This is a genomic window from Klebsiella sp. K-3, assembly GCF_051207495.1.
GTDB lineage: Bacteria > Pseudomonadota > Gammaproteobacteria > Enterobacterales > Enterobacteriaceae > Klebsiella > Klebsiella aerogenes.
In genome coordinates this window covers 339,213-361,973 of record NZ_JBPNXF010000004.1, presented here as the reverse complement: position 1 = coordinate 361,973, position 22,761 = coordinate 339,213, and the positions used below count along the sequence as shown (strand labels likewise).

The 22,761-nt window shown below is 56.2% G+C and carries 22 protein-coding genes; 8 read left to right on the top strand and 14 right to left on the bottom strand.

Features of this window, described 5'->3' with window-relative positions; all coding sequences use genetic code 11:
• The first annotated feature begins 75 nt into the window (after window positions 1-75).
• Window positions 76-630, top strand: a complete 555-nt coding sequence (locus tag ACSEMK_RS08610; protein WP_015365736.1) for a GNAT family N-acetyltransferase — start codon at window positions 76-78, stop codon at window positions 628-630.
• A gap of 43 nt (window positions 631-673) precedes the next feature.
• Here ACSEMK_RS08610 and pbpG read toward each other — a convergent pair whose 3' ends face one another.
• Both pbpG and ACSEMK_RS08600 read right to left on the bottom strand, forming a co-directional pair.
• A complete protein-coding gene (gene pbpG, locus ACSEMK_RS08605; RefSeq protein WP_161799877.1) occupies window positions 674-1,624 on the bottom strand; it encodes a D-alanyl-D-alanine endopeptidase in 951 nt (316 codons plus the stop codon).
• 174 nt (window positions 1,625-1,798) lie between these two features.
• Window positions 1,799-2,386 carry a Yip1 family protein gene (locus tag ACSEMK_RS08600; protein ID WP_087860174.1) on the bottom strand — a complete coding sequence of 196 codons (588 nt, stop codon included), beginning with the start codon at window positions 2,384-2,386 and terminating at the stop codon, window positions 1,799-1,801.
• 154 nt (window positions 2,387-2,540) lie between these two features.
• On the opposite strand from ACSEMK_RS08600, the gene ACSEMK_RS08595 reads away from it, so the two are divergent.
• Window positions 2,541-3,134 carry a DedA family protein gene (locus ACSEMK_RS08595; RefSeq protein ID WP_087860173.1) on the top strand — a complete coding sequence of 198 codons (594 nt, stop codon included), beginning with the start codon at window positions 2,541-2,543 and terminating at the stop codon, window positions 3,132-3,134.
• Between the two features lie 27 nt (window positions 3,135-3,161).
• Here ACSEMK_RS08595 and mdtQ read toward each other — a convergent pair whose 3' ends face one another.
• Window positions 3,162-4,601, bottom strand: coding sequence for a multidrug resistance outer membrane protein MdtQ (gene mdtQ, locus ACSEMK_RS08590; protein WP_087860172.1), 1,440 nt, complete (start codon window positions 4,599-4,601; stop codon window positions 3,162-3,164).
• Between the two features lie 124 nt (window positions 4,602-4,725).
• Here mdtQ and ACSEMK_RS08585 point away from each other — a divergent pair, with 124 nt between their 5' ends.
• Window positions 4,726-5,460: a class I SAM-dependent methyltransferase gene (locus ACSEMK_RS08585; protein ID WP_430914774.1), complete on the top strand. Its 735-nt coding sequence runs from the start codon at window positions 4,726-4,728 to the stop codon at window positions 5,458-5,460.
• Between the two features lie 38 nt (window positions 5,461-5,498).
• Here the strand turns inward: ACSEMK_RS08585 and ACSEMK_RS08580 are convergent, their stop codons facing one another.
• From ACSEMK_RS08580 to mhbT, 9 genes are all read right to left on the bottom strand, one after another.
• On the bottom strand, window positions 5,499-6,893 hold the full coding sequence (locus tag ACSEMK_RS08580; protein WP_430914773.1) for a glycoside hydrolase family 1 protein: 1,395 nt from the start codon (window positions 6,891-6,893) through the stop codon (window positions 5,499-5,501).
• Window positions 6,894-6,908: 15 nt separating this feature from the next.
• Window positions 6,909-8,876: a PTS beta-glucoside transporter subunit IIABC gene (gene bglF / locus ACSEMK_RS08575; RefSeq protein ID WP_430914772.1), complete on the bottom strand. Its 1,968-nt coding sequence runs from the start codon at window positions 8,874-8,876 to the stop codon at window positions 6,909-6,911.
• 28 nt (window positions 8,877-8,904) lie between these two features.
• Window positions 8,905-9,738, bottom strand: a complete 834-nt coding sequence (gene bglG, locus ACSEMK_RS08570; protein ID WP_032712035.1) for a transcriptional antiterminator BglG — start codon at window positions 9,736-9,738, stop codon at window positions 8,905-8,907.
• Window positions 9,739-9,947: 209 nt separating this feature from the next.
• Window positions 9,948-10,880, bottom strand: coding sequence for a tRNA dihydrouridine(16) synthase DusC (gene dusC / locus ACSEMK_RS08565; protein ID WP_087860168.1), 933 nt, complete (start codon window positions 10,878-10,880; stop codon window positions 9,948-9,950).
• 74 nt (window positions 10,881-10,954) lie between these two features.
• The gene (locus ACSEMK_RS08560; protein WP_327061897.1) at window positions 10,955-12,148 is read right to left on the bottom strand and encodes a 3-hydroxybenzoate 6-monooxygenase; all 1,194 of its coding nucleotides are present in this window, start codon (window positions 12,146-12,148) and stop codon (window positions 10,955-10,957) included.
• A 12-nt stretch (window positions 12,149-12,160) separates the two neighbouring features.
• Window positions 12,161-12,805, bottom strand: a complete 645-nt coding sequence (maiA, locus tag ACSEMK_RS08555) for a maleylacetoacetate isomerase (protein ID WP_015706104.1) — start codon at window positions 12,803-12,805, stop codon at window positions 12,161-12,163.
• Between the two features lie 8 nt (window positions 12,806-12,813).
• Complete coding sequence (locus ACSEMK_RS08550) at window positions 12,814-13,515, bottom strand: fumarylacetoacetate hydrolase family protein (protein ID WP_015365722.1); 702 nt, start codon at window positions 13,513-13,515, stop codon at window positions 12,814-12,816.
• Window positions 13,516-13,532: 17 nt separating this feature from the next.
• Window positions 13,533-14,570 (bottom strand): gentisate 1,2-dioxygenase, encoded by a 1,038-nt coding sequence (gene gtdA / locus ACSEMK_RS08545; protein WP_087860166.1) that lies wholly within the window; start codon window positions 14,568-14,570, stop codon window positions 13,533-13,535.
• An 11-nt stretch (window positions 14,571-14,581) separates the two neighbouring features.
• Window positions 14,582-15,940 carry a 3-hydroxybenzoate transporter MhbT gene (mhbT, locus tag ACSEMK_RS08540; RefSeq protein ID WP_435336359.1) on the bottom strand — a complete coding sequence of 453 codons (1,359 nt, stop codon included), beginning with the start codon at window positions 15,938-15,940 and terminating at the stop codon, window positions 14,582-14,584.
• A 127-nt stretch (window positions 15,941-16,067) separates the two neighbouring features.
• On the opposite strand from mhbT, the gene ACSEMK_RS08535 reads away from it, so the two are divergent.
• From ACSEMK_RS08535 to sanA, 5 genes are all read left to right on the top strand, one after another.
• Window positions 16,068-16,973, top strand: coding sequence for a LysR substrate-binding domain-containing protein (locus tag ACSEMK_RS08535; protein ID WP_430914770.1), 906 nt, complete (start codon window positions 16,068-16,070; stop codon window positions 16,971-16,973).
• Between the two features lie 112 nt (window positions 16,974-17,085).
• A complete protein-coding gene (locus tag ACSEMK_RS08530) occupies window positions 17,086-17,484 on the top strand; it encodes a CidA/LrgA family protein (RefSeq protein ID WP_020078292.1) in 399 nt (132 codons plus the stop codon).
• Entirely contained in the window at window positions 17,481-18,176 is a 696-nt protein-coding gene (locus tag ACSEMK_RS08525) for a CidB/LrgB family autolysis modulator (RefSeq protein WP_015365717.1), read from the top strand. The genes ACSEMK_RS08530 and ACSEMK_RS08525 overlap by 4 nt, the downstream gene beginning before the upstream one ends.
• Window positions 18,177-18,303: 127 nt before the next feature.
• The gene (cdd, locus tag ACSEMK_RS08520) at window positions 18,304-19,188 is read left to right on the top strand and encodes a cytidine deaminase (protein ID WP_087860163.1); all 885 of its coding nucleotides are present in this window, start codon (window positions 18,304-18,306) and stop codon (window positions 19,186-19,188) included.
• Window positions 19,189-19,357: 169 nt separating this feature from the next.
• Window positions 19,358-20,074, top strand: a complete 717-nt coding sequence (sanA, locus tag ACSEMK_RS08515; RefSeq protein ID WP_015365714.1) for an outer membrane permeability protein SanA — start codon at window positions 19,358-19,360, stop codon at window positions 20,072-20,074.
• Between the two features lie 70 nt (window positions 20,075-20,144).
• Here sanA and mglC read toward each other — a convergent pair whose 3' ends face one another.
• Together mglC and mglA are read right to left on the bottom strand one after the other, a co-directional pair.
• A complete protein-coding gene (gene mglC / locus ACSEMK_RS08510; RefSeq protein WP_015365713.1) occupies window positions 20,145-21,155 on the bottom strand; it encodes a galactose/methyl galactoside ABC transporter permease MglC in 1,011 nt (336 codons plus the stop codon).
• Window positions 21,156-21,170: 15 nt separating this feature from the next.
• A complete protein-coding gene (gene mglA / locus ACSEMK_RS08505; protein ID WP_015365712.1) occupies window positions 21,171-22,691 on the bottom strand; it encodes a galactose/methyl galactoside ABC transporter ATP-binding protein MglA in 1,521 nt (506 codons plus the stop codon).
• Between the last annotated feature and the right edge of the window lie 70 nt (window positions 22,692-22,761).

Here is a 22,761-nt window from a genome sequence, read left to right as displayed (position 1 = left end):
TCAGCCGCCGGGCTTCTGTATTACGCTGCAGGCCGGAGAAAAAGACTCTCCGGCCAATTAGCTTGAGGAGCCCCCATGTCCGCCAAGGATAAGTTACAAGACGCCGACTTAGAGATCCGCGAAGCGCTGCCTGATGACGCGCATGCGATTGCCGCGCTGTACGTCTGGCACGTGCTTAACGGCCGCGCCTCATTTGAAGAGATCCCGCCTACCGTCGACGAAATGCGTAAGCGAATCAAAACTGTACGCGATAACGGGCTTCCCTGGCTGGTCGCGCTGTGGCGCGGCACCATCGTCGGCTACTGCTACGCCACCTTTTACCGCCCTCGCCCGGCATACCGCTATACGCTGGAAGAGTCGATTTACGTTGAGTCCGGCATGGGCGGGCGCGGCATCGGCAGCGCGCTACTGACGCGGCTCATTGCGCAATGTGAACAGGGGCCGTGGCGGCAGATGCTGGCGATTATCGGCGACGGACATAACAACGCCGGCTCGATTGCCATTCATAAGAAATTTGGCTTTACCGTTGCCGGACAGCTGCGCAGCGTCGGCTATAAGATGGGAGACTGGCGCGATACCCTAATCATGCAGCGCCAGCTTGGCGACGGCGACTGGACGTTACCAGAGTGATATCAAAATTCCCGGATTACGGCGTAATCCGGGGAAGGACAAATTAATCGTTCTGTGCGGTCTGCGTGCCGCCTTTCAGCATCGCTTCCGCCATCTGCGCTTCACGCTGCTTTTTATAACTCAATGCGGATGCCGGAACCGGCATCACCTTGCCGGTTTCAATCCAGGTCCGTAAACGGCTGGCGTCGGCAAAGTGGGTATATTTGCCAAACGCGTCCATTACAACCAGCGCCACCGGGCGTTGGTTAATCACCGTGCGCATAATCAGGCAGTGGCCGGCGGCGTTGGTAAAGCCGGTTTTGGTCAACTGAATATTCCAGTTATCGCGATACACCAGGTGGTTGGTATTGCGGAACGGCAAGGTATAAGCCGGATGCGCAAAAGTGGCGGTATCTTCTTTGGTGGTGCTTAGCTGGCCGATCAGCGGGTATTGTTCGCTGGCGATCAGCAGCTTAGTCAGATCGCGCGCCGTGGAGACGTTATGCACCGACAGGCCGGTCGGCTCAACATAGCGTGTATGGGTCATCCCCAGCGCCTGCGCTTTGGCGTTCATCGCGCGGATAAAAGCGTTATAACCGCCAGGATAGTGGTGCGCCAGGCTGGCGGCGGCGCGGTTCTCCGAGGACATCAGCGCCAGCAGCAGCATATTGCGGCGGCTAATTTGGCTGTTAAGACGCACGCGGGAATATATGCCTTTCATCTCCGGCGTCTGGCTGATATCAACGGTCAGCATTTCGTCCAGCGGTAAATGCGCATCCAGCACTACCATGGCGGTCATCACTTTGGTAATAGACGCCATCGGGCGCACCAAATCGGGCTGGCTGGCGTAAATGATTTTCTTGGTCGCCAGATCGACGATCATCGCGCTACCGGAAGCGATATCCGGCTGTGAAGCGGCGGTTACCGCACTGGTTTTTGCTATCGCCTGGGGCGCAAAAGGCACAGCCAGCAGCAAAGTCAGGCTGAGCAAAGAAATTCGAAAATTCGGCATCATGGGCATTCTGAAAAGTATTTTTGCACGCTATAGAACGTACGCCGCGGCGTAAAGTGAGCTACGCCGCTGGCAAACGCCATCATACCGCGTCATAACGCCCTGAGGCCAATAAGAATCGTGAGTAAATGCTGCATTGCCGACATAATTATTCATTTCTGCCGGCAATGCATTTGATTAGAAGAGTCGGTACCCGTAACCCCACAGCACGACGGTAATCGCCAGCAGCACTTCCAGCACCAGCACCCCGATAGCCAGAGTCGAGCTGGCGAAGCTGAGCCCCTCTTCCTTATTAATGCTCAGGAAGGTCGGAATCCCCAGATACAACAGATAACCGGTGTAAAACAGCGCGATGGTGCCTATCAGCGCACACAGCCATACCAGCGGATAGAGCGCCACGATCCCGCTTAAAAATAGCGGCGTCGCAACGTAGCCGGCAAAGACCATACAGCGTTTCAGCGACGGCTGCTGCGGATAGCTTCTGGCCATCCACCAGATCACCCGCCCCATCACCGCCACCCCGGCCAGCATCACGGCGTAAAACAGTACCGCTAATACCAACCCGGTCATCAGCGAGAGCTTAATCACCGTACCGTCGCCGAAGTTCCAGCCGAGCTGCGTCGTACCGATAAAGGCGCAGATAACCGGAACCGCCGCCATCACCAGCACATGGTGCGTGTAGTGATGCGAAACGGTCTCATTTTCACTCTTGATCACGCTCATCTCTTGATTAGGATGAGAGAAGAGTCCCCAGACATGGTTCATAGCGTCCCCCTTGTCACGGCTTCGTACAGCACTGATCCAAGTATAATTCACTCTGTAGATTATTTTGTGTACAGCGATAAAAATCCGCTTCAGCGCGTTTTAATGATCAAGGTGTATGATTAAGGGACTGGTAAGAGTAGGAGTTTATGTTTATATGGATATCAATCACCTGATTTCCCAATACGGCTACGCGGCGCTGGTTATCGGCAGCATCGCAGAAGGTGAAACCATCACCATCCTTGGCGGCGTGGCGGCGCATCAGGGTCTATTGAAGTTTTCGTTGGTGGTCATCGCCGTGGCCTTAGGCGGCATGATAGGCGATCAGCTGTTGTATTTCCTCGGACGCCAGTTCGGCGGTAAGCTACTGCGCCGCTTTTCGCGGCAGAAGGCGCGGATCCGTAAAGCGCAGCGCCTGATTCAACGCCATCCCTATCTGTTCGTTATCGGCACCCGCTTTATGTACGGCTTTCGGGTTATCGGCCCGGTTTTGATCGGCGCCAGCCGCTTGCCGCCGAAAATTTTTCTGCCGCTGAATATTTTCGGCGCCATCGTTTGGGCGCTGATTTTTACCACCCTGGGTTATCTCGGCGGCGAGGCGATCGGCCCGTGGCTGCATCATCTCGATCAGCACATCAAACACTGGATCTGGCTGATTCTCGTAGTGGCGCTGGTGGTCGGAGCCCATCTGTGGCTGAAACGCCGGGAAGCGAAAAGAAAAGCGGAAGATACAGAGGATGATAATCAATAGCGGCGCCGCGCGCCGCTATTGACGCCGTTATTTCGTCGTCTGGTGATAACCGCCGCCCAGCGCGGAAGTCAGCTGAATGCTGGCGTCCAGCCACTGGCCGTGCAGGCGCAGCGCGGTAATTCGCTCCTGTAGCGCAGGCAGCTTCGCCATACTCACGCGGGAGCCGGGTAAAATACCGGCGTTCATTCGCGCCTGGGCGAGATTGACCACCCGCTGCGCGTCTTTCTCCACCTGCTGCTGCTGCTGGTTTTTCTCCATCAGCGTCTCTACCTGGCTTGCGGTTTTCGCTACCTGGTTCACCGCATCGACTACGGCCTTGTTGTATTTAGCGATCGACAGGCCGTTCTGCGCGCTGGCGATATCAAGATTGGCATTCAGCCTGCCGCTATCAAAGATAGGCAGCGTCAGCCCGGCGGTGACGCCCATCTGCTGCGCCGAATGACGGAACAGATCGCTTAAATGCAGCGCATCCTGTTGCAGGAACGCCATCAGGTTGATATCCGGATAAAACGCCGCTTTCGCCGCATCAATTTCGCTTAGCGAGGATTCAATATACCAGTGGGCTTCCTGCAGATCCGGACGGCGGGCCAGCAGTTCATAGCCCAGTTCGCTCGGCATCTGCGCGCTGACCGCGGGCAGCGGCGCCGCACGCAGATTGAGCGACTGGCTCTGGCTATTGGTTAACGCCATCAGCCGCGCTTCAATCTCTTTCATATTACCCGCCACATCGGCCAGCTGCTGATCGGTTTTGCTGACGTTAATGTCGTTCTCCGCCCCTTCGGCGGAGTTAGTGATACCACGCTGATAGAGCGCGGTATCCACGCTAACAATATTATTCTGTTCGCTTTTGACCTGCTGCAGCACCGTTTTCACCGCCGCTTCGGTCTGCCACTGCCAGTACAGTCGCGCCACGCTGCTGGCCAGCAGCTCGCGGGTCTGCGCCTGCTCGGCGACCTGGGCTTTCACTTCGCCGATACGCGCTTTCACCAACGCACGGTTTTTCCCCCACAGATCCAGATCCCAACCGGCGGTCAGGCCAAAGGTACCGTTGGTGTACCAGGGTCCGGTGTTGCCGTCGGTATCGGTGGCGAACGGTCCCATCAGGCCTTCCGCGGACATTTTCTGCCGTTCGATATCGGCGGAAAAATCCATCTCCGGGCCGAGATTCGCCTGCGACATTCGTGCCTGCGCTTCGGCCAGTTTGATGCGCTGCGCGGCAATTTGCATATCCGGAGCATTGGCTAACGCGCGCTGAATCAGATTATCCAACTGGGCATCGTGGTAATCTTTCCACCAGTCGGTATGCGGCCAGCCATTTTTTACGGCGGCGGGCAGATCCATCGAAACATGTGATGCCGGAGTTTGCTGCTTTAAAGGGCCGCCAATGTCATGCGATGGCGCGCAGCCAGCCAGCGCGATGGCCAGTGGCAGTGCCGCCAGCACGCTTTTGCTCAATGTAAGGTTCATTCTTCAGGTCGGGTTACTTATAAAGGTTGGTCATCATAAATTAATTGAATGACGTTCGTTAAGTAAAGCGTGTGCATTGACAATGAGCCAGCTAAAAATAAACAAAGTTATTATTGGAGTTGCAATGAGTCAGAACATTTATGACGATCCCGGTTTCTTTGCCGGTTACGCTACCCTTGACCGTTCGGTGAAGGGGCTTGACGGCGCGCCGGAGTGGCCGGCAATTCAGCGCCTGCTGCCACAGTTAGACGGCCTGCGCGTGGTCGATCTCGGCTGCGGATACGGCTGGTTTTGTCGCTGGGCGCAGCAACAAGGGGCAAAACAGATAATCGGTTTCGATCTCTCCAGCCGAATGCTGGAGCGGGCGCGGGAGATGACCACCGGCGAGACTATCGAATATCGCTGCGCCGACCTGCAAACCCTGACGCTGCCCGCGAATAGCTGCGATCTGGTCTACAGTTCGCTGGCGCTGCACTATTTACCGGATGTCGCGCCGCTGTTCGCCACGCTCTATCAGGCGCTGGTTCCCGGCGGTAAGCTTGTCTTCTCCGCCGAACATCCCATCTATACCGCGCCGCTGCAGCAAGGCTGGCAGGTGGATGAACAGGGGCGGAAACGCTGGCCGGTGAGCCACTATCAGCAGGAAGGCGAACGCATCAGCAACTGGTTTGCCGACGGGGTGATTAAACAGCATCGCAAACTCTCAAGCTGGATTAATGCGCTCATCGCGGCCGGTTTTGTGCTTGAGCAGCTTGACGAATGGGGCCCGAGCGCCGAGCAAATCGCCGCCCAACCGGCGCTGGAGGAAGAGAAAGAGCGCCCGATGATCTTTTTACTGCGCGCCCGTAAACCGGCTTAAACGGCATGCGGCTCGGATCAACCGGGCCGCCGAATAGCTTATTCCTGCAGGCTACCGCCGTTGCTGGCAATCACCGCCTGATACCAGGCAAAACTTTTCTTCTTACGCCGTTCGAGCGTCCCCTGCCCGCGATCGTCACGATCGACATAGATAAAACCGTAGCGCTTGGACATCTCGGCCTTCGACGCGCTAACCAGATCGATTGGCCCCCAACTGGTAAAGCCCATCAGTTCAACGCCGTCAGCAATGGCTTCCCGCGCCTGCACCAGGTGATCGTTCAGATAGCCGATGCGATAGTCATCGTTGATGCTGCCGTCGGCTTCAATTTTATCCTTCGCCCCCAGACCATTTTCAACGATAAACAACGGCTTCTGATAGCGGTCCCACAGTACATTCAACAGCGTACGCAGCCCCAGCGGGTCTATCTGCCAGCCCCACTCCGAGCTTGCCAGATGCGGATTCGGCACCATGCTGAGAATGTTACCGCGCGCCTGCTGGTTCAGCGCTTCATCGGCGGTGACGCAGCCGGTCATATAGTAGCTAAAGGAGATAAAATCGACGGTCTCTTTCAGCGCTTCCCGGTCGCCGTCGGTGATGGTCAGCGTAATATCGTTTTCGCGGAAATAGCGCTGCATGTAGCCCGGATAGGCGCCACGGCACTGGACGTCGCCAAAGAACTGCCAGCTGCGGTTTTGCTGCAGCGTTTCAAAGACATCTTCCGGTTTGCAGCTCAGCGGATACATCAGCCCGCCGAGCAGCATATTGCCAATCTTCCCTTGCGGTACCAGTTCATGACAGGCTTTGACCGCCAGCGCGCTGGCCACCAGCTGGTGATGGATAGCCTGATAAACTTCGCCTTTGCTGCTACCGGCCGGCAGCCCGACGCCGGTCATTGGCGCATGTAGCGACATATTAATTTCGTTAAAGGTGAGCCACAGTTTGACCTGATTTTTATAGCGGCTGAATACCGTTCTGGCGTAGCGTTCGAAAAAGCCAATCACCTTGCGACTGCCCCAGCCGCCATAGTTTTTTACCAGCGCCCACGGCATCTCATAGTGCGATAGCGTCACCAGCGGAGTGATATTATGCGCGGCCATCTCGGCAAACAGCTTGTCGTAAAAGGCCAGCCCGGCTTCGTTCGGCTCGGCGTCATCACCGTTCGGGAAGATACGCGTCCAGGCGATCGATACCCGCAGACAGTTGAAGCCCATCTCAGCGAACAGCGCGATATCCTGCGGGTAACGATGGTAAAAATCGATCGCCACATCTTTAATACCGCTGTCGCCCGCAACGCGCTCCACGACATCGCCGAATACCCCCTGCGGCTGCACGTCAGAGGTGGATAAACCTTTGCCATCTTCCAGATACGCCCCTTCGACCTGATTTGCCGCGGTGGCGCCGCCCCATAAAAAGCCCTGTGGGAATGTTTTCATCGCTCTCTCCTGTAATTAATGGCTGACGGACAACAGCGGCTGGCCGGCATCCACGACGCTCGTGGATACAATCTCAACGCTACGGTAATCATCGCTGTTGCTGATAATAATTGGGGTCGCCAGGTCGTAACCGGCGTCCAGAATAGCCTGACGGTCGAACTCCAGCAGCAAATCGCCGGCCTGAACTTTATCCCCTTCTTTGACATGGGCGGTAAACGGTACGCCGTCGAGTTTGACGGTATCAATGCCGACATGGATCAGTAGCTCAATGCCGCTGTCGCTCAGCAGGCCGATGGCGTGTTTAGTCTGAAACAGCGAGGCGACCTCGCCAGAAAACGGGGCAATGACCTTGCCCACCGCCGGAATAATGGCCACGCCTTTACCCAGCAGACCGCTGGCGAAGGTGCTATCCGGCACCTGATCGAGGGCCAGCACGCTGCCGGACATCGGCGCCAGAATATCGTTTTCCGCCGCAGGCGCGACGACGACGGCGCCTTCCGCCTGGCTGCGCGGTAAGCCGGCGAAGAAGGTCAATACGCAGGCGAGAATGAAAGCCACCCCGGTGCCGATTAATCCGCCCCACACGCTAAAATCAATACCGCCGGGCGGGATCATCTGCGCTGGAAAGAAAATGTTCGGCACCCCAAAGGAATAAGCGTAGCTATTACTGAAGGCGGTGATCGCGCCACCAATCGCGCCGGCGATACACCCGAAGATAAACGGGCGACGTAACGGCAGCGTCAGGCCATAAATGGCAGGCTCAGTGATGCCAAACAGCCCGGCGGAAAACGCGGAACCGGCCAGCATCCGCTGACGCGAATCGCGCGTGGCCAGCAGTATCCCCAGCACGGCGCCCACCTGGGCTATCACCGCCGGCAGAATGATCGGCAGCATAGAATCATGCCCCAACACGGTCATGTTATTGATCATCAGCGGTATCAGCCCCCAGTGCAGGCCGAAGATAACGCATACCTGCCATAGCGCGCCCAGCACCGCGCCTGCCAGCCATGGGGCAAAAACGTAGATAACCTGATAGCCATTGGCAATCATGTGGCTCAGCCAGGTCGCCAGCGGGCCTATCACCAGAAAGGTCAGCGGCACAACCACCGCAAGACAGATTGCCGGAGTAAAAAAGTTCTTCATCGCGGACGGCAGCACCGCATTACTCTTACGTTCCAGCCAGCAGCAGACCCAGGAGGCGAGGATAATCGGGATCACCGAGGAGCTATAATTGATATAGGTCACCGGTATACCGAGGAAGTGTTCCATTGGTGCCCCCGTCTGACTGGCTTCAAAGGCCTGAATCATCAGCGGGTGGGTTAATGCGCCGCCGATCACCATTGAGATGAACGGGTTGCCGCCAAACTTTTTGCCAGCGGTGTAGCCAAGAAACAGCGGGAAGAAAAAGAACAGCGCATCACTGGCGGCAAACCAGATTTTATAGGTCCCCTGTTGCGGCGTGAGCCATCCGCAGGTTAGCGCCAGCGCCAGCAGTCCTTTCAGCAGACCCGTCGCCGCCATTACGCCAATAAAAGGGGTAAAGATGCCGGAAATGATATCGATGAGCTGACTTAATATCGAGCTTTTCGCCGCTTTCTCCTGTGTTACCGGTTCGCTGTCGTCGCTTAACCCCGCCTTCTGGCGCACTGCCAGCCAGACATCGTGAACATGGTTACCGATGACCACCTGAAACTGGCCGCCGCTTTCTACCACCATGATCACGCCGGGGTTCGCCTTCAGCCCTTCGGCATCGGCCTTAGCATTATCTTTCAATTTAAAACGCAGACGTGTCGCGCAGTGAACCAGACTCACAATATTCTCTTTGCCGCCGACGCGGTGAAGAATATCCTGCGCGAGTGCTTTATATTCCATGCTCTTTTCCTTACTGCCGCTGCCCACAGACAACCGGCGACTGAGTATTAAAAATAAAAAAACCCGAGAACCACGCCGGTTGGCGTCGCGCTCAGGTTTTGCCTGCATCATGCAGTAACAATCCAGTTTTGTGGGGGAATTAACGCCCCTCTTTTCTTACCCGCTCGATATGAATGGCAAGAAACATAATCTCTTCGGTGGTCAGCGCCCGTTGATAATTCTTTTGCAGGTGCTTCGCCACCGTTTCCGCGCACTTCCACGCTTTGGCGTAGTTATCTTTCACCGCACTGTGCAGCGTAACGTCGTCATCCTGCACTACCGTTCGCGTTAACATGCGCTGGGCGAAAAACTTCAGATGGGTCACAAAGCGCTGGTAGCTGAGCGACTCTTCATCGTAGTTAAGCTGCAGCTGGTACTTCACCAGTTGCAGGATCTCCTGCATCACCCGCGTCACGTGCATCACTTCCGGCATTTCGCTGTTGAGCTGCGCCGTCACCAGATGCAAAGCGATAAACCCGGCTTCATCCTCGGCAAGCTCGACGCCCAGCCGGCGGGCGATGATGGCCCTCGCCTCCTGCCCCAGTTCGAACTCCTTCGGATACAGCCGTTTAATCTCCCACAGCAGCACGTTGCGAATCGCGACGCCGTTTTTCTGCCGCTCGATGGCAAAGTGACAGTGGTCAGTTAAGGTGATGTACAAACTTTCCTGTAACTTTCCCAACCGCCCGCGGGCCAGCTCGATGATACGATCGCAGGTGGTCATCACTTCTAACGGTATCTGACTGAGTAATTCGCCTAAGCGGCCAACCAGTTCATCGCTTTGTAAGGCGAAGACTTTTTCAATTTTACTTTCGTCCAACGAGTCGCCCACGCGCTTTTGAAAGGCCAGCCCTCGCCCCATCACCACCTGTTCGCGCTGCTGCTCGTTGACCACTACCACCACGTTATTATTAAGTACTTTGGCGATTAGCATATGAACCCCAGAAACAAAAAAACCTGACCCCCGACAAATGCCAGGTAATCAGGTTTCGCCTGCCGAAGCAGTAGCAATCCAACGTTTGCACTGTATCAACTTCTTGCGGCGACTCAAGCGCGAGGGAATAAAAACGTGATACAGCTCGCGTCGCATCGTGCAGGAATGAGTGCTAATTAATAAAGTGCGTACGGATTAACACATCTTATCTAATAACGAGCAATGGCGTTCGCTATATCTGCTGAGGTTTGCAAGGTGCGAATTTCATTAAAGACGCCAAGCGCTTCAGTATATTCCTTGCGTAAATAGCCCAGCCACTGCTTAATGCGCGCCACGTGATATAAACCGGTATCCCCCTGCTTTTCCAGCTGGGTATATTTTTTAAGTAACTCAACCACCTGCGGCCACGGCATGCGCGGTTCGTTGTATTTAATTACCCGGCTGAGATTCGGCACGTTGAGCGCGCCGCGGCCGATCATCACCGAATCGCAGCCGGTAGCCGCCATGCATTCCTGCGCACTTTGCCAGTCCCAGATTTCGCCGTTAGCAACCACCGGAATAGTCAGCCGCTGGCGGATTTCGCCGATGGCCTGCCAGTTGATGCGTTCAGCTTTGTAACCATCCTCTTTGGTGCGGCCATGCACCACCAGCTCGCTGGCGCCCGCCTGCTGCACCGCGTCGGCGATTTCAAAGCGCCGTTCGCCGCTGTCCCAGCCGAGGCGAACTTTCACCGTCACCGGCAGATGATCGGGAACCGCTTCGCGCATGGCCTTCGCACCGCGATAGATAAGTTCGGGATCTTTCAATAACGTCGCACCGCCGCCGCTGCCGTTCACCAGCTTCGATGGACAACCGCAGTTTAAATCCACGCCCCATGAGCCAAGCTCCACCGCGCGGGCGGCGTTTTCCGCCAGCCATTGCGGGTATTGCCCCAACAATTGTACGCGCACGCGGGTGCCGGACGGAGTACGGCTTTGATGGTGCAGTTCCGGGCACAGTCTGTAGAACGATTTTACCGGCAGCAGTTGGTCCACCACGCGCAGAAATTCGGTGATGCACAGATCGTAATCGTTAACCTCGGTCAGCAGCTCGCGCACCAGCGAATCGAGCACGCCTTCCATTGGCGCCAGTAATACACGCATATCGTTACCCGGAAAAAAAAGAGGCGCTATGGTAGCGCCTCTGTGCGTCGGTTGAAAGACCTCAATACCAGACCTTAGCGTGGTTCGAGGCAGTTATCCTCTTTCCAGCCGTAAAGCCACTCGATACCGCGGTAAAATTCATCCTGCGCTTTGCCCTTCCAGAGAAGATTACGTACCTGACGTTCGACCCCCGCCGCGTGATAAATCCGCCCCATTTCACGGGTTGACCAGACAATTCGCGCGGTACGCGGAATACGCACCGACTCGTACAGCGCGAAGGCGCGAGCGGCGTCGCCGTCGCACTGCTGCAGCGCTTTACCTATCGTTACCGCATCTTCCAGCGCCATGCAGGCGCCCTGCGCCATATATTGCGCTACCGGATGGGCGGCATCCCCGACCAGGGTAATACGATCGTTGCCCCACTTTGCAACCGGCTCGCGGTCGGCGGTGGACCAGCGGCGCCAGGAAGTCGGCTTGTCGAGCATCTGCCGCGGGCGCGGATGAATCCCTTTAAAGTAAGAGAGCACCTCTTCTTTACTACCGTCGCGCACGCCCCACTCTTCGCTTTCGCGGCTATGGAAGGTGACCACAAGGTTGTACTGTTTGCCGCCGCGCAGCGGATAATGCACCAAATGACAATGCGGCCCGGCCCACAGTACCGGCGCGTTAATACGCAGGTCTTCCGGCATGTCGGCGGCCTCTATCACCGCGCGGTACACCACGTGGCCGGTGACCCGCGGCGCATCGCCGAGCAGACTCTGGCGCACCACTGACTTCACGCCGTCGCAGCCCAGCAGAATATCGGCGGTCCAGCTGTTGCCTTTGTCATCAAAGACCGTCACGTCATCGGCGGTCTGGCGGATATCCACCACCTGAGTTGAAGTCCGGTATTCCACGCCGGGATGGGTCAGCGCGGCTTCCCAGACGGTGGCGTGAATGTCCACCCGATGGATCACCGTATACGGGCCGCCGAAATGGTCACGGAAGGCCTGCCCGGTCTCGATACGCACCACCTCTTCCCCATTCACCGCATCCATCATCGTGATATGGTCGGTAAACACCGCACGCTGGCGCGCAACTTCGCCGACGCCGAGGCTATCCAGCGCTGAAAACGCATTCGGCCCCAGTTGAATACCGGCGCCGATTTCGCCGATTTCATGCGCCTTTTCCAGCAGCATCACTTTGATCCCCTGGCGCGCCAGAGAGAGCGCCGTCGCCGCGCCGCCAATGCCGCCGCCAACGATAATTGCTCGCGTCACTTTCGCCATTTTCCCTCCTCCCTAGGCCGGAATTTTGTCTTGTTGATTTTCCGGCGCGGCGGCAATAAAGGCCGGTAGCCGGGTACAGGCGTCGTAAACCGCCTGGCAGCGCGGATAATGGCTCAAATCACACCCCATCCGCTGCGCGTTGGCCCATTGCGGCACCAGACAACAGTCGGCGAGCGTTGGTCTATCGCCGACGCAGAAAGCGCCGGATTTCGATTGTCGCAGCAGTTGCTCCAGCGCGCTCAGCCCCTGCTGGATCCAGTGGGCGTACCAGCGTTTTTTGTCCGCTTCGCTGACCTTCAACTCATCGCTAAGGTAGCGCAAGACCCGCATGTTATTAATCGGATGAATATCGCAGGCGATGGCGTAGACCATCTCCAGCACCCGCATCCGCGCGGGATCCTCCTGCGGCAGCAGCGGCATTTGTGGGTAGTGGCGGTCAAGCCAGTCAACAATCGCCAGCGACTGACCCAGCGATTCACCGTCATCGGTGATAAGCGTCGGCACCAGCCCAACCGGATTGAGCCGCCGGTACTCCAGCGCATTCTGCGCCCCGATGCGGATATTCACCCCAACGCTCTGATAATCGATGCCCTTGAGGGCCAGCGCGATGCGCACCCGATATGAGGCAGAGCTATTAAAAAAACTGTACAGCTTCATTGTTCACCTCACACCACGCGAACGGCGATAGGCGTCAGTCCGTCTACGTTGCCGGTAATCACATCCCCCTTTACCACCGCGCCGACGCCCTCCGGCGTGCCGGTGAAAATCAGATCGCCGGGCTGTAGTTCAAAAAAGCCCGAGAGATAGCTGATAGTTTCATTTACCGACCAGATGAGGTGGCGTATATCGCTACGCTGATGATCTTCACCATTCACCTGCAGCCAGATTCCCGCCTGATTCACCTCGCGCGCCTCGGCGGCTTTATGCAGCGGCGCGACAGGAGCGGAAAGATCGAACGCTTTACCTATCTCCCACGGGCGCCCCATCTGGCGCATCTCCATCTGGCGGTCGCGGCGGGTCATATCGAGTCCGGTGGCATAGCCCCAGATATATTCCTGCGCCTGCTCCAGCGGGATGTCGCGTCCCGCCTTGCCGATGGCGACCACCAGCTCAATCTCGTAGTGATAGTTGTCGGTCTGCGCCGGATACGGCAGATCCAGCGTTTCGCCAGCCGCCACCGGCACAACCGCATCCGCCGGTTTACAAAAGAAGAACGGCGGTTCGCGATCCGGATCGAAGCCCATTTCACGAGCGTGGGCGGCATAGTTACGGCCAACGCAGTAAACGCGGCGTACCGGGAACTGCTCATCACTGCCAACAACCGGGATGCTAATCGGCGCCTGGGGTGCAAAAACATATTGAGTCATCATTGTTTTCCTTCTTATTAATAACGCGCTTCGCGGAACAGGCCTAAGGCCTCCTGTACCGGACGGTCCGAGAAGCTAAATAACACGCACTCTTCGCTGGCGTTGAACGATACGCCGTGCCAGGTTGGCGCCACGAAGATGTCTTTCGCCTGGAATGCAAAGGTTTGTTCGCCAATCGTCACCTGGCCGCTACCTTCCACTACGTGGTAGATGGTGCTGTCGGTGGTTTTCGCCACCCGCGACCGGAACCCTTTCGGCAACAGTTGCAGGAAAGCGCCCATCGAGGGCATCGGATAGCCGCCGGTCACCGGGTTGACGTAGCGCATCTTGTAGCCGTCCCATTCGTCGGCCTCGCCAAGATGGGTCAGGTCATGCAGCGCCTCGCGGCTACGGTCGTAGCGGTAGTTAAAAATCGGCGAGGAATTTCCCACCTGATGGCGCAGCGGCAGCATGTTGGCAGCGTAGCGCGGCAGGTAATCGCCCTCTTTACGCGTCACTGGCTGTTGTTCCTGCGGATAATCTTCAGCAAAGCCGCAGCCAAGATAGTTGACCAGCGGTAAATCGAGACCATCGAGCCAGACCACCGGTTCATCGCCAGGATTGCCGTGATCGTGCCAGCGCCACTGCGGAGTCAGAATAAAATCGCCGGGGCGCATTGGCGTGCGCTCGCCGTCGACGGCGGTAAACGCGCCGTGGCCTTCCACGATAAAGCGCAGCGCCGACTGGTTGTGACGGTGGCTCGGCGCCACCTCGCCCGGCATGATGAGCTGCAGGCCGGCATACAGCGACGCGGTAATGGACGACTGGCCGCGCAGCTGCGGGTTCTCCAGCACCAGTACCCGACGCACCGCCTCTTTAGCGCCGATTAACTGCCCGCTTTCCAGCAGCAGCGGGCGAATTTCCTGATAGTTCCAGTACGCCGGGGCGCAGTTGGCATTCGGCGTTTGCGGCACCAGGTGGTGCAGCGATTCCCACAGCGGCGTCAGATTCTGCCCGGCAATATGCTGGTAGAACTGCTGGCGTTCGCGGTTCGATTGCGGAGTAGATGGCGTCATTATTGTTCTCCTCATTTATTCGCGATACCGGCAGAGGGCAGCGCGTCGGGTACAGATCCAGGACGGCGAACCGCCAGCATCAGCATGATGAGCATCACCGCGCCGATCGCCGCCGGTACCGCTATAACGTAAAACAGCGTGTCGAAAGAGAGATTCATCGCCATCATCATGCCGCCGGAGAGCGAACCAACGATGGCGCCGCAGCGGCCGATGGCGTTGGACCAGCTGACCCCGGTCGCGCGGCTCTGGGTTGGGTAAAGCGTGGCGGTCAGCGCATTCAGGCCCACCTGCGAACCACTCACGCCAATTCCGGTGCCGAAAATCGCCAGCGCCATCAGCCACAATCCGTTTTCGCTTAAACCGATCATCACGATGCACAACGCCCCCAGGCAGTAACTCAGCGCCAGCACAAGGAAGGGATTGAAACGGTCCATCAGGATGCCGAGCAACAGTGCGCCAAGCGTGCCGCCCACCTGAAACGCGGCGGTCACCCACGAAGCGTGCTGCAAATCGATACCACGATGGTTAAGCAGCGTCGGCATCCAGCTGGAGAGTAAATAGATAATCAGCAGGCTCATAAAGAACACCACCCAGAGCATCAAGGTGATCGTCAACTGGCGGCCGACAAACAGCTGGCTAATGCTGCCTTTCGGCCCGGCTGCCGGTTCATCCAGCCAGAAATGGGTCTCGGGATAGCGCTCGCCGGTGATAGCGCTGACGGTTTTGGCGATAGTCGCCTGCGGCAGTCCGCGACGAACCTGCCAGCGCGGCGACTCCGGCAGCGCCCACAGCAGCGCGACGGCCAGCAGCAGCGGCAGGATCCCGCCTAAGGCCAGAATGCCGTGCCAGCCGATATGCGCCACCAGTTGGGCGCTCACCACGCCGCCCAGCGCCGAACCCAGCGTGAAGCCGCAGAACATCAGGGTAACTAACGCGCCGCGGCGGCGGGCGGGCAGATATTCCGAGGTCATGGTGATGGTGTTGGGCATCGCCCCGCCCAATCCCAGACCGGTGAGGAAACGCAGGATAACCAGCATCTCAAGATTCGTCGAGAATGCGGAGAGCAGGCTAAATAAGCCAAACAGCGCGACGCAGAACTCAATCACCCGTTTACGACCGAAACGGTCGGAAAGCGGGCCGCAGAGCAGCGCCCCGGCGGTCAATCCCAATAGTCCGGCGCCAAACAGCGGCGCGAGGTCGCTGGCGCTCAATTGCCAGTGAACGCGGATATCGGGGGCGATAAAACCAATGGCGGCGGTGTCGAAACCATCAAGCATGACCACCAGAAAACAGCAGATAATCACACGCCACTGCAGGGCGCCAACCGGCGCTGCGTTAAGTAACGTCTGTAGTTCACGTCGTTGAGCCATAATGATGCCTCAGTGCAGGTCAGGGTAGATGTTGTATTTATTTCTTTTATGTTGCGATTTTGTAACCATGGCGATGAAATGTACAATGGCTTTTCGGGCATAGACATAACCTGGAGGTTATCGGCTGATGGCGAACTGGACGCAAAAGTTGAAGCTGCAGCATTTAAAAATGCTGGTGGCGCTGGGTGAGCAAGGCAATCTCACGCAGGTCGCGAAAATGATGAATATTACCCAGCCCGCACTCTCTAAGTGGCTGACGCAATTTGAAGAAGAAGTCGGCATGCCGCTCTTTGAGCGCCACAGTAAGGGCCTGCGCCCTTCGGAAGGCGGTAAACTGCTGCTTCAGCATGCCCAGCGGCTAATCAACGACATGTCGCGCTCGCAGTACGAGATCGAGCGCTTTAAACAAGGCGGGCTGGTCGGCAGCCTGATGATCGGCTGCTCGCCGGTGGCGACAGACTGCGTGGCGCAGGCGATCCTCGCCCTGCTTAAAGAGATGCCGACCCTGCATCTGAATATCGAAGAAAAAGTGATGACCCCGCTGCTGCACGACCTGCTCTCCGGCGTGGTCGATGTGGTCGTCGGACGTGTTGGCGGGCGCGCGCTGGAACTGCCGCTTAACTACCGAGTGCTCTATACCGAACCGGTGTGCTTCGTCGCCCGTCCGGACCATCCGCTGGCCAGCATGCCGCGTTTGAGCTGGGCGGATCTTGCCGCCTGGCGCTGGATAGTCTGGCCTACCGGCACGCCCATTCGTCAGAGTATTGATAACGCGCTGGTCGATAACGGCGTCATGCTGCCGGAGAATACTATCGAGTCGGCCTCGATGAATGTCACCAGCAATTTGCTGCAAAGCAGCGATATGATCTCTATTCTTTCTTTGCGGCTGGCGCAGCATTACGCCGAACATCGGCAACTGGCGATTCTGAATTTGCCGCGTATTGAACAAAAAGGTAGCGTTGGGGTGTTCTGGCGCAAAAGCGAAGTGCCATCGCTGGCGCTCACTCGTTTTCTGCACTACCTCGCAGAATAAGGCCGCTGTTCCCATTTTCTATGCTGACGATGCGTAGAATTCATGATGTGATCGGTAGCACATTTCAGGGTTTAATTGTATGATGAATGGCAGTTCATCAAGGGTTATTACCATGAGTAAGTCGCTGAATATTATCTGGCAGTATGTGCGAGCTTTCGTCCTGATTTACGCCTGCTTGTATGCAGGCATTTTTATCGCCGGGCTGCTGCCCATCACCATCCCCGGCAGCATTATCGGCATGCTGATTTTGTTCGTGCTGCTGGCGCTGCAAATTATGCCGCCGCAGTGGGTCAATCCCGGCTGCAACATTCTGATTCGCTACATGGCGCTGCTGTTCGTGCCTATCGGCGTTGGCGTAATGCAGTACTGGGATTTGCTGCGCGCGCAGCTGGGGCCGGTGGCGGTATCCTGCGCCGTCAGTACCTTATTAGTCTTTTTGGTGGTGAGCTGGAGCTCGCATCTGGTCCACGGTGAACGCAAAATCATCGGGCAAAAAGGAAGTAAAAAATGATCCATGAAATGTGGTGGTCGCTACCGTTAACGCTGATTGTCTTTTTCCTTGCCCGCAAGCTGGCGGCGCGGTTTAAATTTCCGCTGCTCAACCCGCTGCTGGTCGCCATGGTGGTCATTATTCCATTCCTGTTGGTGACCGGTATTTCTTATGAACGCTATTTTGCCGGCAGCAAAATCCTTAACGATCTGCTGCAGCCGGCGGTGGTCGCGCTGGCCTTTCCGCTGTATGAGCAACTGCACCAGATCCGCGCGCGTTGGAAATCCATCATCACCATCTGCTTTATCGGTAGCTGCGTGGCGATGATCACCGGTACTACCGTCGCTCTGCTGATGGGCGCCACCCCGCAAATCGCCGCTTCCATCATGCCAAAATCCGTCACCACGCCAATTGCCATGGCGGTCAGCGGCAGTATTGGCGGTATTCCAGCGATTAGCGCCGTGTGCGTCATTTTCGTTGGGATCCTCGGCGCGGTGTTCGGCCATACGCTGCTTAACGCCATGCGTATTCATACTAAAGCATCCCGCGGCCTGTCGATGGGTACCGCCTCGCACGCCCTCGGCACCGCGCGTTGCGCCGAACTGGACTACCAGGAAGGGGCGTTTAGCTCTCTGGCGCTGGTACTGTGCGGAATTATTACCTCGCTGGTCGCGCCTTTTCTGTTCCCGGTGATTGTCGCTGTTGTCGGATAAATGTGATTTAGATCACATTTATAAATGCAACAAGTTATCGTTGCATAAACAATGAGACCCATGTCACATATTGGTCCCGTGCGGGCCCGTACACTAGCTTCCCATTACATTGTTATGAGGCAACGCTATGCACTCTCGTTTTCAAGCTGCTTTGACTAATCTGGCGGCAGACCTGCAGGCGGCCATCGCCCCGATGCTCGCAGACCCGCACTTCCCGGCGCTGCTCGAAGCCGATCAGGTGGCGACGCTACAACAAGCAACTGGTTTGGATGAAGACGCGCTGGCCTTTGCGCTGCTGCCGCTTGCCGCCGCCTGTGCCCGCGCCGATCTTTCTCACTTTAACGTTGGCGCTATCGCCCGCGGCGTGAGCGGTCGCTGGTACTTCGGCGGCAACATGGAATTCCTCGGCGCCACCATGCAACAGACCGTCCACGCGGAACAGAGCGCCATCAGCCACGCCTGGCTACGGGGCGAAAAATCCCTGCGCGCCATTACCGTCAACTACACGCCTTGCGGCCACTGCCGCCAGTTTATGAATGAACTGAACAGCGGTCTGGCGCTGCGCATTCATCTGCCGGGTCGCGAAGCGCACTCCCTGCAGCACTATCTGCCGGACGCCTTTGGCCCGAAAGATCTGGAAATCAAAACTCTGTTGATGGATGAGCAGGATCACGGCTTCCCTCTCAGCGGCGATGCGCTCACGCAGGCGGCTATTCAGGCGGCGAACCGCTGCCACGCGCCGTACAGCGACTCCCCTTCCGGCGTGGCGCTGGAGCTGAAAGACGGCACCATCTTCTGCGGCAGCTACGCGGAAAACGCGGCGTTCAATCCGACGCTACCGCCGCTGCAGGGCGCGCTGAACCTGCTGAGCCTTAACGGTTACGACTATCCGGATATCCAGCGCGCGCTGCTGGCCGAGAAAGCCGATGCATCGCTTATCCAATGGGATGCGACCGTCGCAACCCTGAAAGCGTTGGGCTGTCAGAATATCGACCGCGTGCTGTTAGGTTAACTAGCCCGATAGTCTGAGCAGATTGCCGGATGCGCCTTTGGCTTCTCCGGCCTGGATTCGGTAATCTGCCATATTGCTGAAAATCCCCGCAATTAAACGATGGTTTCTTGCGCTTACCCGGCGGGTAAAGTAGCCTGAAGCTTCCCTCGTCCACCATTGAGTCAAGTTCATGTTAAAGCGTGTGTTATACAGCCTGTTAGTCCTGCTCGGCCTGCTGCTGTTGACCGTGCTGGGTCTTGACCGCTGGATGAGCTGGAAAACCGCGCCCTATATTTACGATGAGCTGCAGGATCTCCCCTACCGCCAGGTTGGCGTGGTGTTGGGTACTGCCAAATATTATCGCACCGGCGTGATCAATCAGTATTATCGTTACCGGATCCAGGGCGCGCTCAACGCCTACAATAGCGGTAAGGTTAATTATCTGCTGTTAAGTGGTGACAACGCCCTGCAAAGCTATAACGAACCGATGACCATGCGCCGCGATCTGATCAAAGCCGGCGTCGATCCGGCGGATATCGTGCTGGACTACGCCGGTTTCCGCACCCTCGATTCGATCGTGCGCACCCGCAAAGTGTTCGATACCAATGATTTTATTATTATCACCCAGCGCTTCCACTGCGAGCGTGCATTGTTTATCGCCCTGCATATGGGGATTCAGGCGCAGTGCTATGCGGTGCCTTCGCCGAAGGATATGTGGACCGTGCGTCTGCGCGAGTTTGGCGCCCGGTTTGGCGCGCTGGCGGATCTCTATATCTTCAAACGCGAACCACGTTTCCTCGGGCCGTTGATCCCCATCCCGGCGCAGCAGCATGAAGTTCCGGAGGATGCGCAATCCTACCCGGCGGTCACGCCCGAGCAGTTACTGGAGCTACAGAAAGAAAAATAGCCGCCGTCGTTTTATCGAATTTCAGGCATAAAAAACCCGCGCCAGGCGCGGGTTTTTTATACGTTCAATCTTATTTCTTACGCGCGTATTTCAGTGAATCCAGCGCCACGGCGAAGATGATAATCGCCCCTTTAATAATGTACTGCCAGTATGGATTGACGCCGATGTAGGTCAGACCATAGTTGATGACGGTAAAGATAATAACCCCGGTCACCACGCCGAAAACCGTACCCACGCCGCCGCTGAAGGAAACGCCCCCCACCACGCAGGCGGCAATCGCATCCAGTTCGTACATAAAGCCGAGGTTGTTGGTCGCCGAACCGATACGTCCGGCTTCCAGCAGCCCGCCGAAGGCGTAAAACACCCCGGACAGGGCATAAATCATCAGCAGGTTCAGCGCCACGTTAACACCGGAGACACGCGCCGCTTCCGGGTTGCCGCCGATTGCGAAGATGTTTTTACCGAAACGGGTTTTATTCCACAGGATCCACACGAAGAAGATAGCGATCAGCGCGTAGAAAGTAATGTACGACAGGCGGAATGAACCTAAAGCGACAAAGCCCTGGGCAAACTGCGAGAAGTGGCTGTCGAAACCGGAAATAGGCGACGCGCCGACAAAGTCGTAGTACAGGGAGTTGATACCGTAAACGATGATCATCGTACCCAGGGTAGTGATAAACGGCGTCACGTTGAGATAGGCAATGACGATACCGTTAATCAAGCCAATCACCGCGCCAATCGCGCAGACCAGCAGAATAACCAACGGGATCGGCATGGTCGCCATCTCCGGGAACACCTTGTTGGCGTTATCCACCGCCTGCAGCATGGTAGCCGCTACCACCGCCGCCAGACCCACCTGACGTCCGGCGGAAAGGTCGGTCCCCTGGGTGACAATCAGCCCGGCGACGCCGAGCGCGATGATAATACGTACCGAGGATTGCGTCAGGATGTTACTTAAGTTCAACAGACTTAAGAAGGTCGGGTCCTGGAAAATAATAATGGCCAGTAAGACCAAAAGGACAACGTAAATCCCACCCTCTTTCAGGTAAGTGAGGAAACTCTTTTTATTTAACGCACTCATGGAAAGCCCCTGATCTCAAAGGTGCAATGATGCAAGACGCAGAATTTCATTTTGCGTCGTGGTTTTGGTCTCAACAATTCCGGCAACCAGCCCGTTGCTCATAACCAGTATACGGTCGGTAATTCCCAGCAGCTCCGGCATTTCAGAAGAGATAATAATGATGCCTTTATCTTTTTTGGCCAGTTCGGCAATCAGCTGGTAAATTTCAAATTTCGCGCCGACGTCAATTCCGCGGGTCGGTTCATCAAGCATTAATATTTCCGGCTGGGTTAATAACCAACGGCCGATAATAACCTTCTGCTGATTCCCGCCGGAAAGTGAACCGATCTGCGTTTGATGGCCTGGGGTTTTAACCCGCATGGAATCGATAACCCATTGGGTATCGCTTTTCATCCGTGAATTGTCCAACAGGCCGACCTTGTTTTTATACTTCTTGATATTTGATATCAGCGAGTTAAAACCAATATCGAGATAAGCATAAATCCCCGTCGAACGACGCTCTTCGGTTACCAGCGCAAAGCCGTGGTTAATCGCTTCGTTAGCGCTATGGTTATTAATTTTTTTACCATGCAGGGTAATGGTGCCGCTGGCCTTTTCGCGGATGCCAAACAGCGTTTCAACGATATCGGTACGCTTCGCGCCTACCAGTCCGGCAATGCCGAGGATTTCGCCCTTATGCAGATCGAATGAGACATCGCGAATCGACGGCTGGCGCAGCGAGGTCAGGTTACGAACTTCAAGGATTACTTCGCCCGGTTTGTTTTGTTTATCCGGAAAACGCTGGTTCAGCGAACGGCCAACCATCATCGCAATGATCTTATCCATATCCAGCCCTTCCAGCGGCTGGGTGGCAATCCACTGACCATCGCGCAGGATAGTAATCTCATCGCAGAGCTGAAATATCTCCTCCATTTTATGGGAGATATAAACAATACCGCAGCCACGCTCTTTCAGCTTGCGGATTATTTTAAACAGGTGATTGACCTCTTTCTCGGTCAGCGATGAGGTAGGCTCATCCATAATGACGATTTTGGCGTCATAAGAGAATGCCTTCGCTATTTCAATCATCTGCATCTGAGATACCGATAAAGTTCCCACGCGAGCCCGCGGATCAATATCAATATCGAGCTCATCAAATATCGCTTTGGTATCGCGATACATTTTATCCTGATCGACAAACATGCCTTTGGTGGGGTAGCGTCCCAGCCACATGTTGTCCATGACCGAACGTTGAAGTACCAGGTTTAATTCCTGGTGCACCATAGAAATACCGTTTTCCAACGCTTCTTTCGCCGAATGGAAATCGATCTCTTTTCCCTGAAAAAGAATACTGCCGGAATCTTTTTGATAGATCCCAAATAAGCATTTTAATAATGTCGATTTACCCGCGCCATTCTCCCCCATTAATGCATGGATAGAGTGCGGACGAACCTTCAGGTTGACATTATCAAGAGCTTTAACGCCGGGGAAGGATTTGTTGATGTCGCTCATTTCCAACAAATATTCGCCCGACTGTACGCTATTATTGCTGACCATAGTTATACCTGGCTGCGTTCGTGACGATCTGCGACGATAAGTTATATCGCAGCAAAATCGGCTTCGGTAT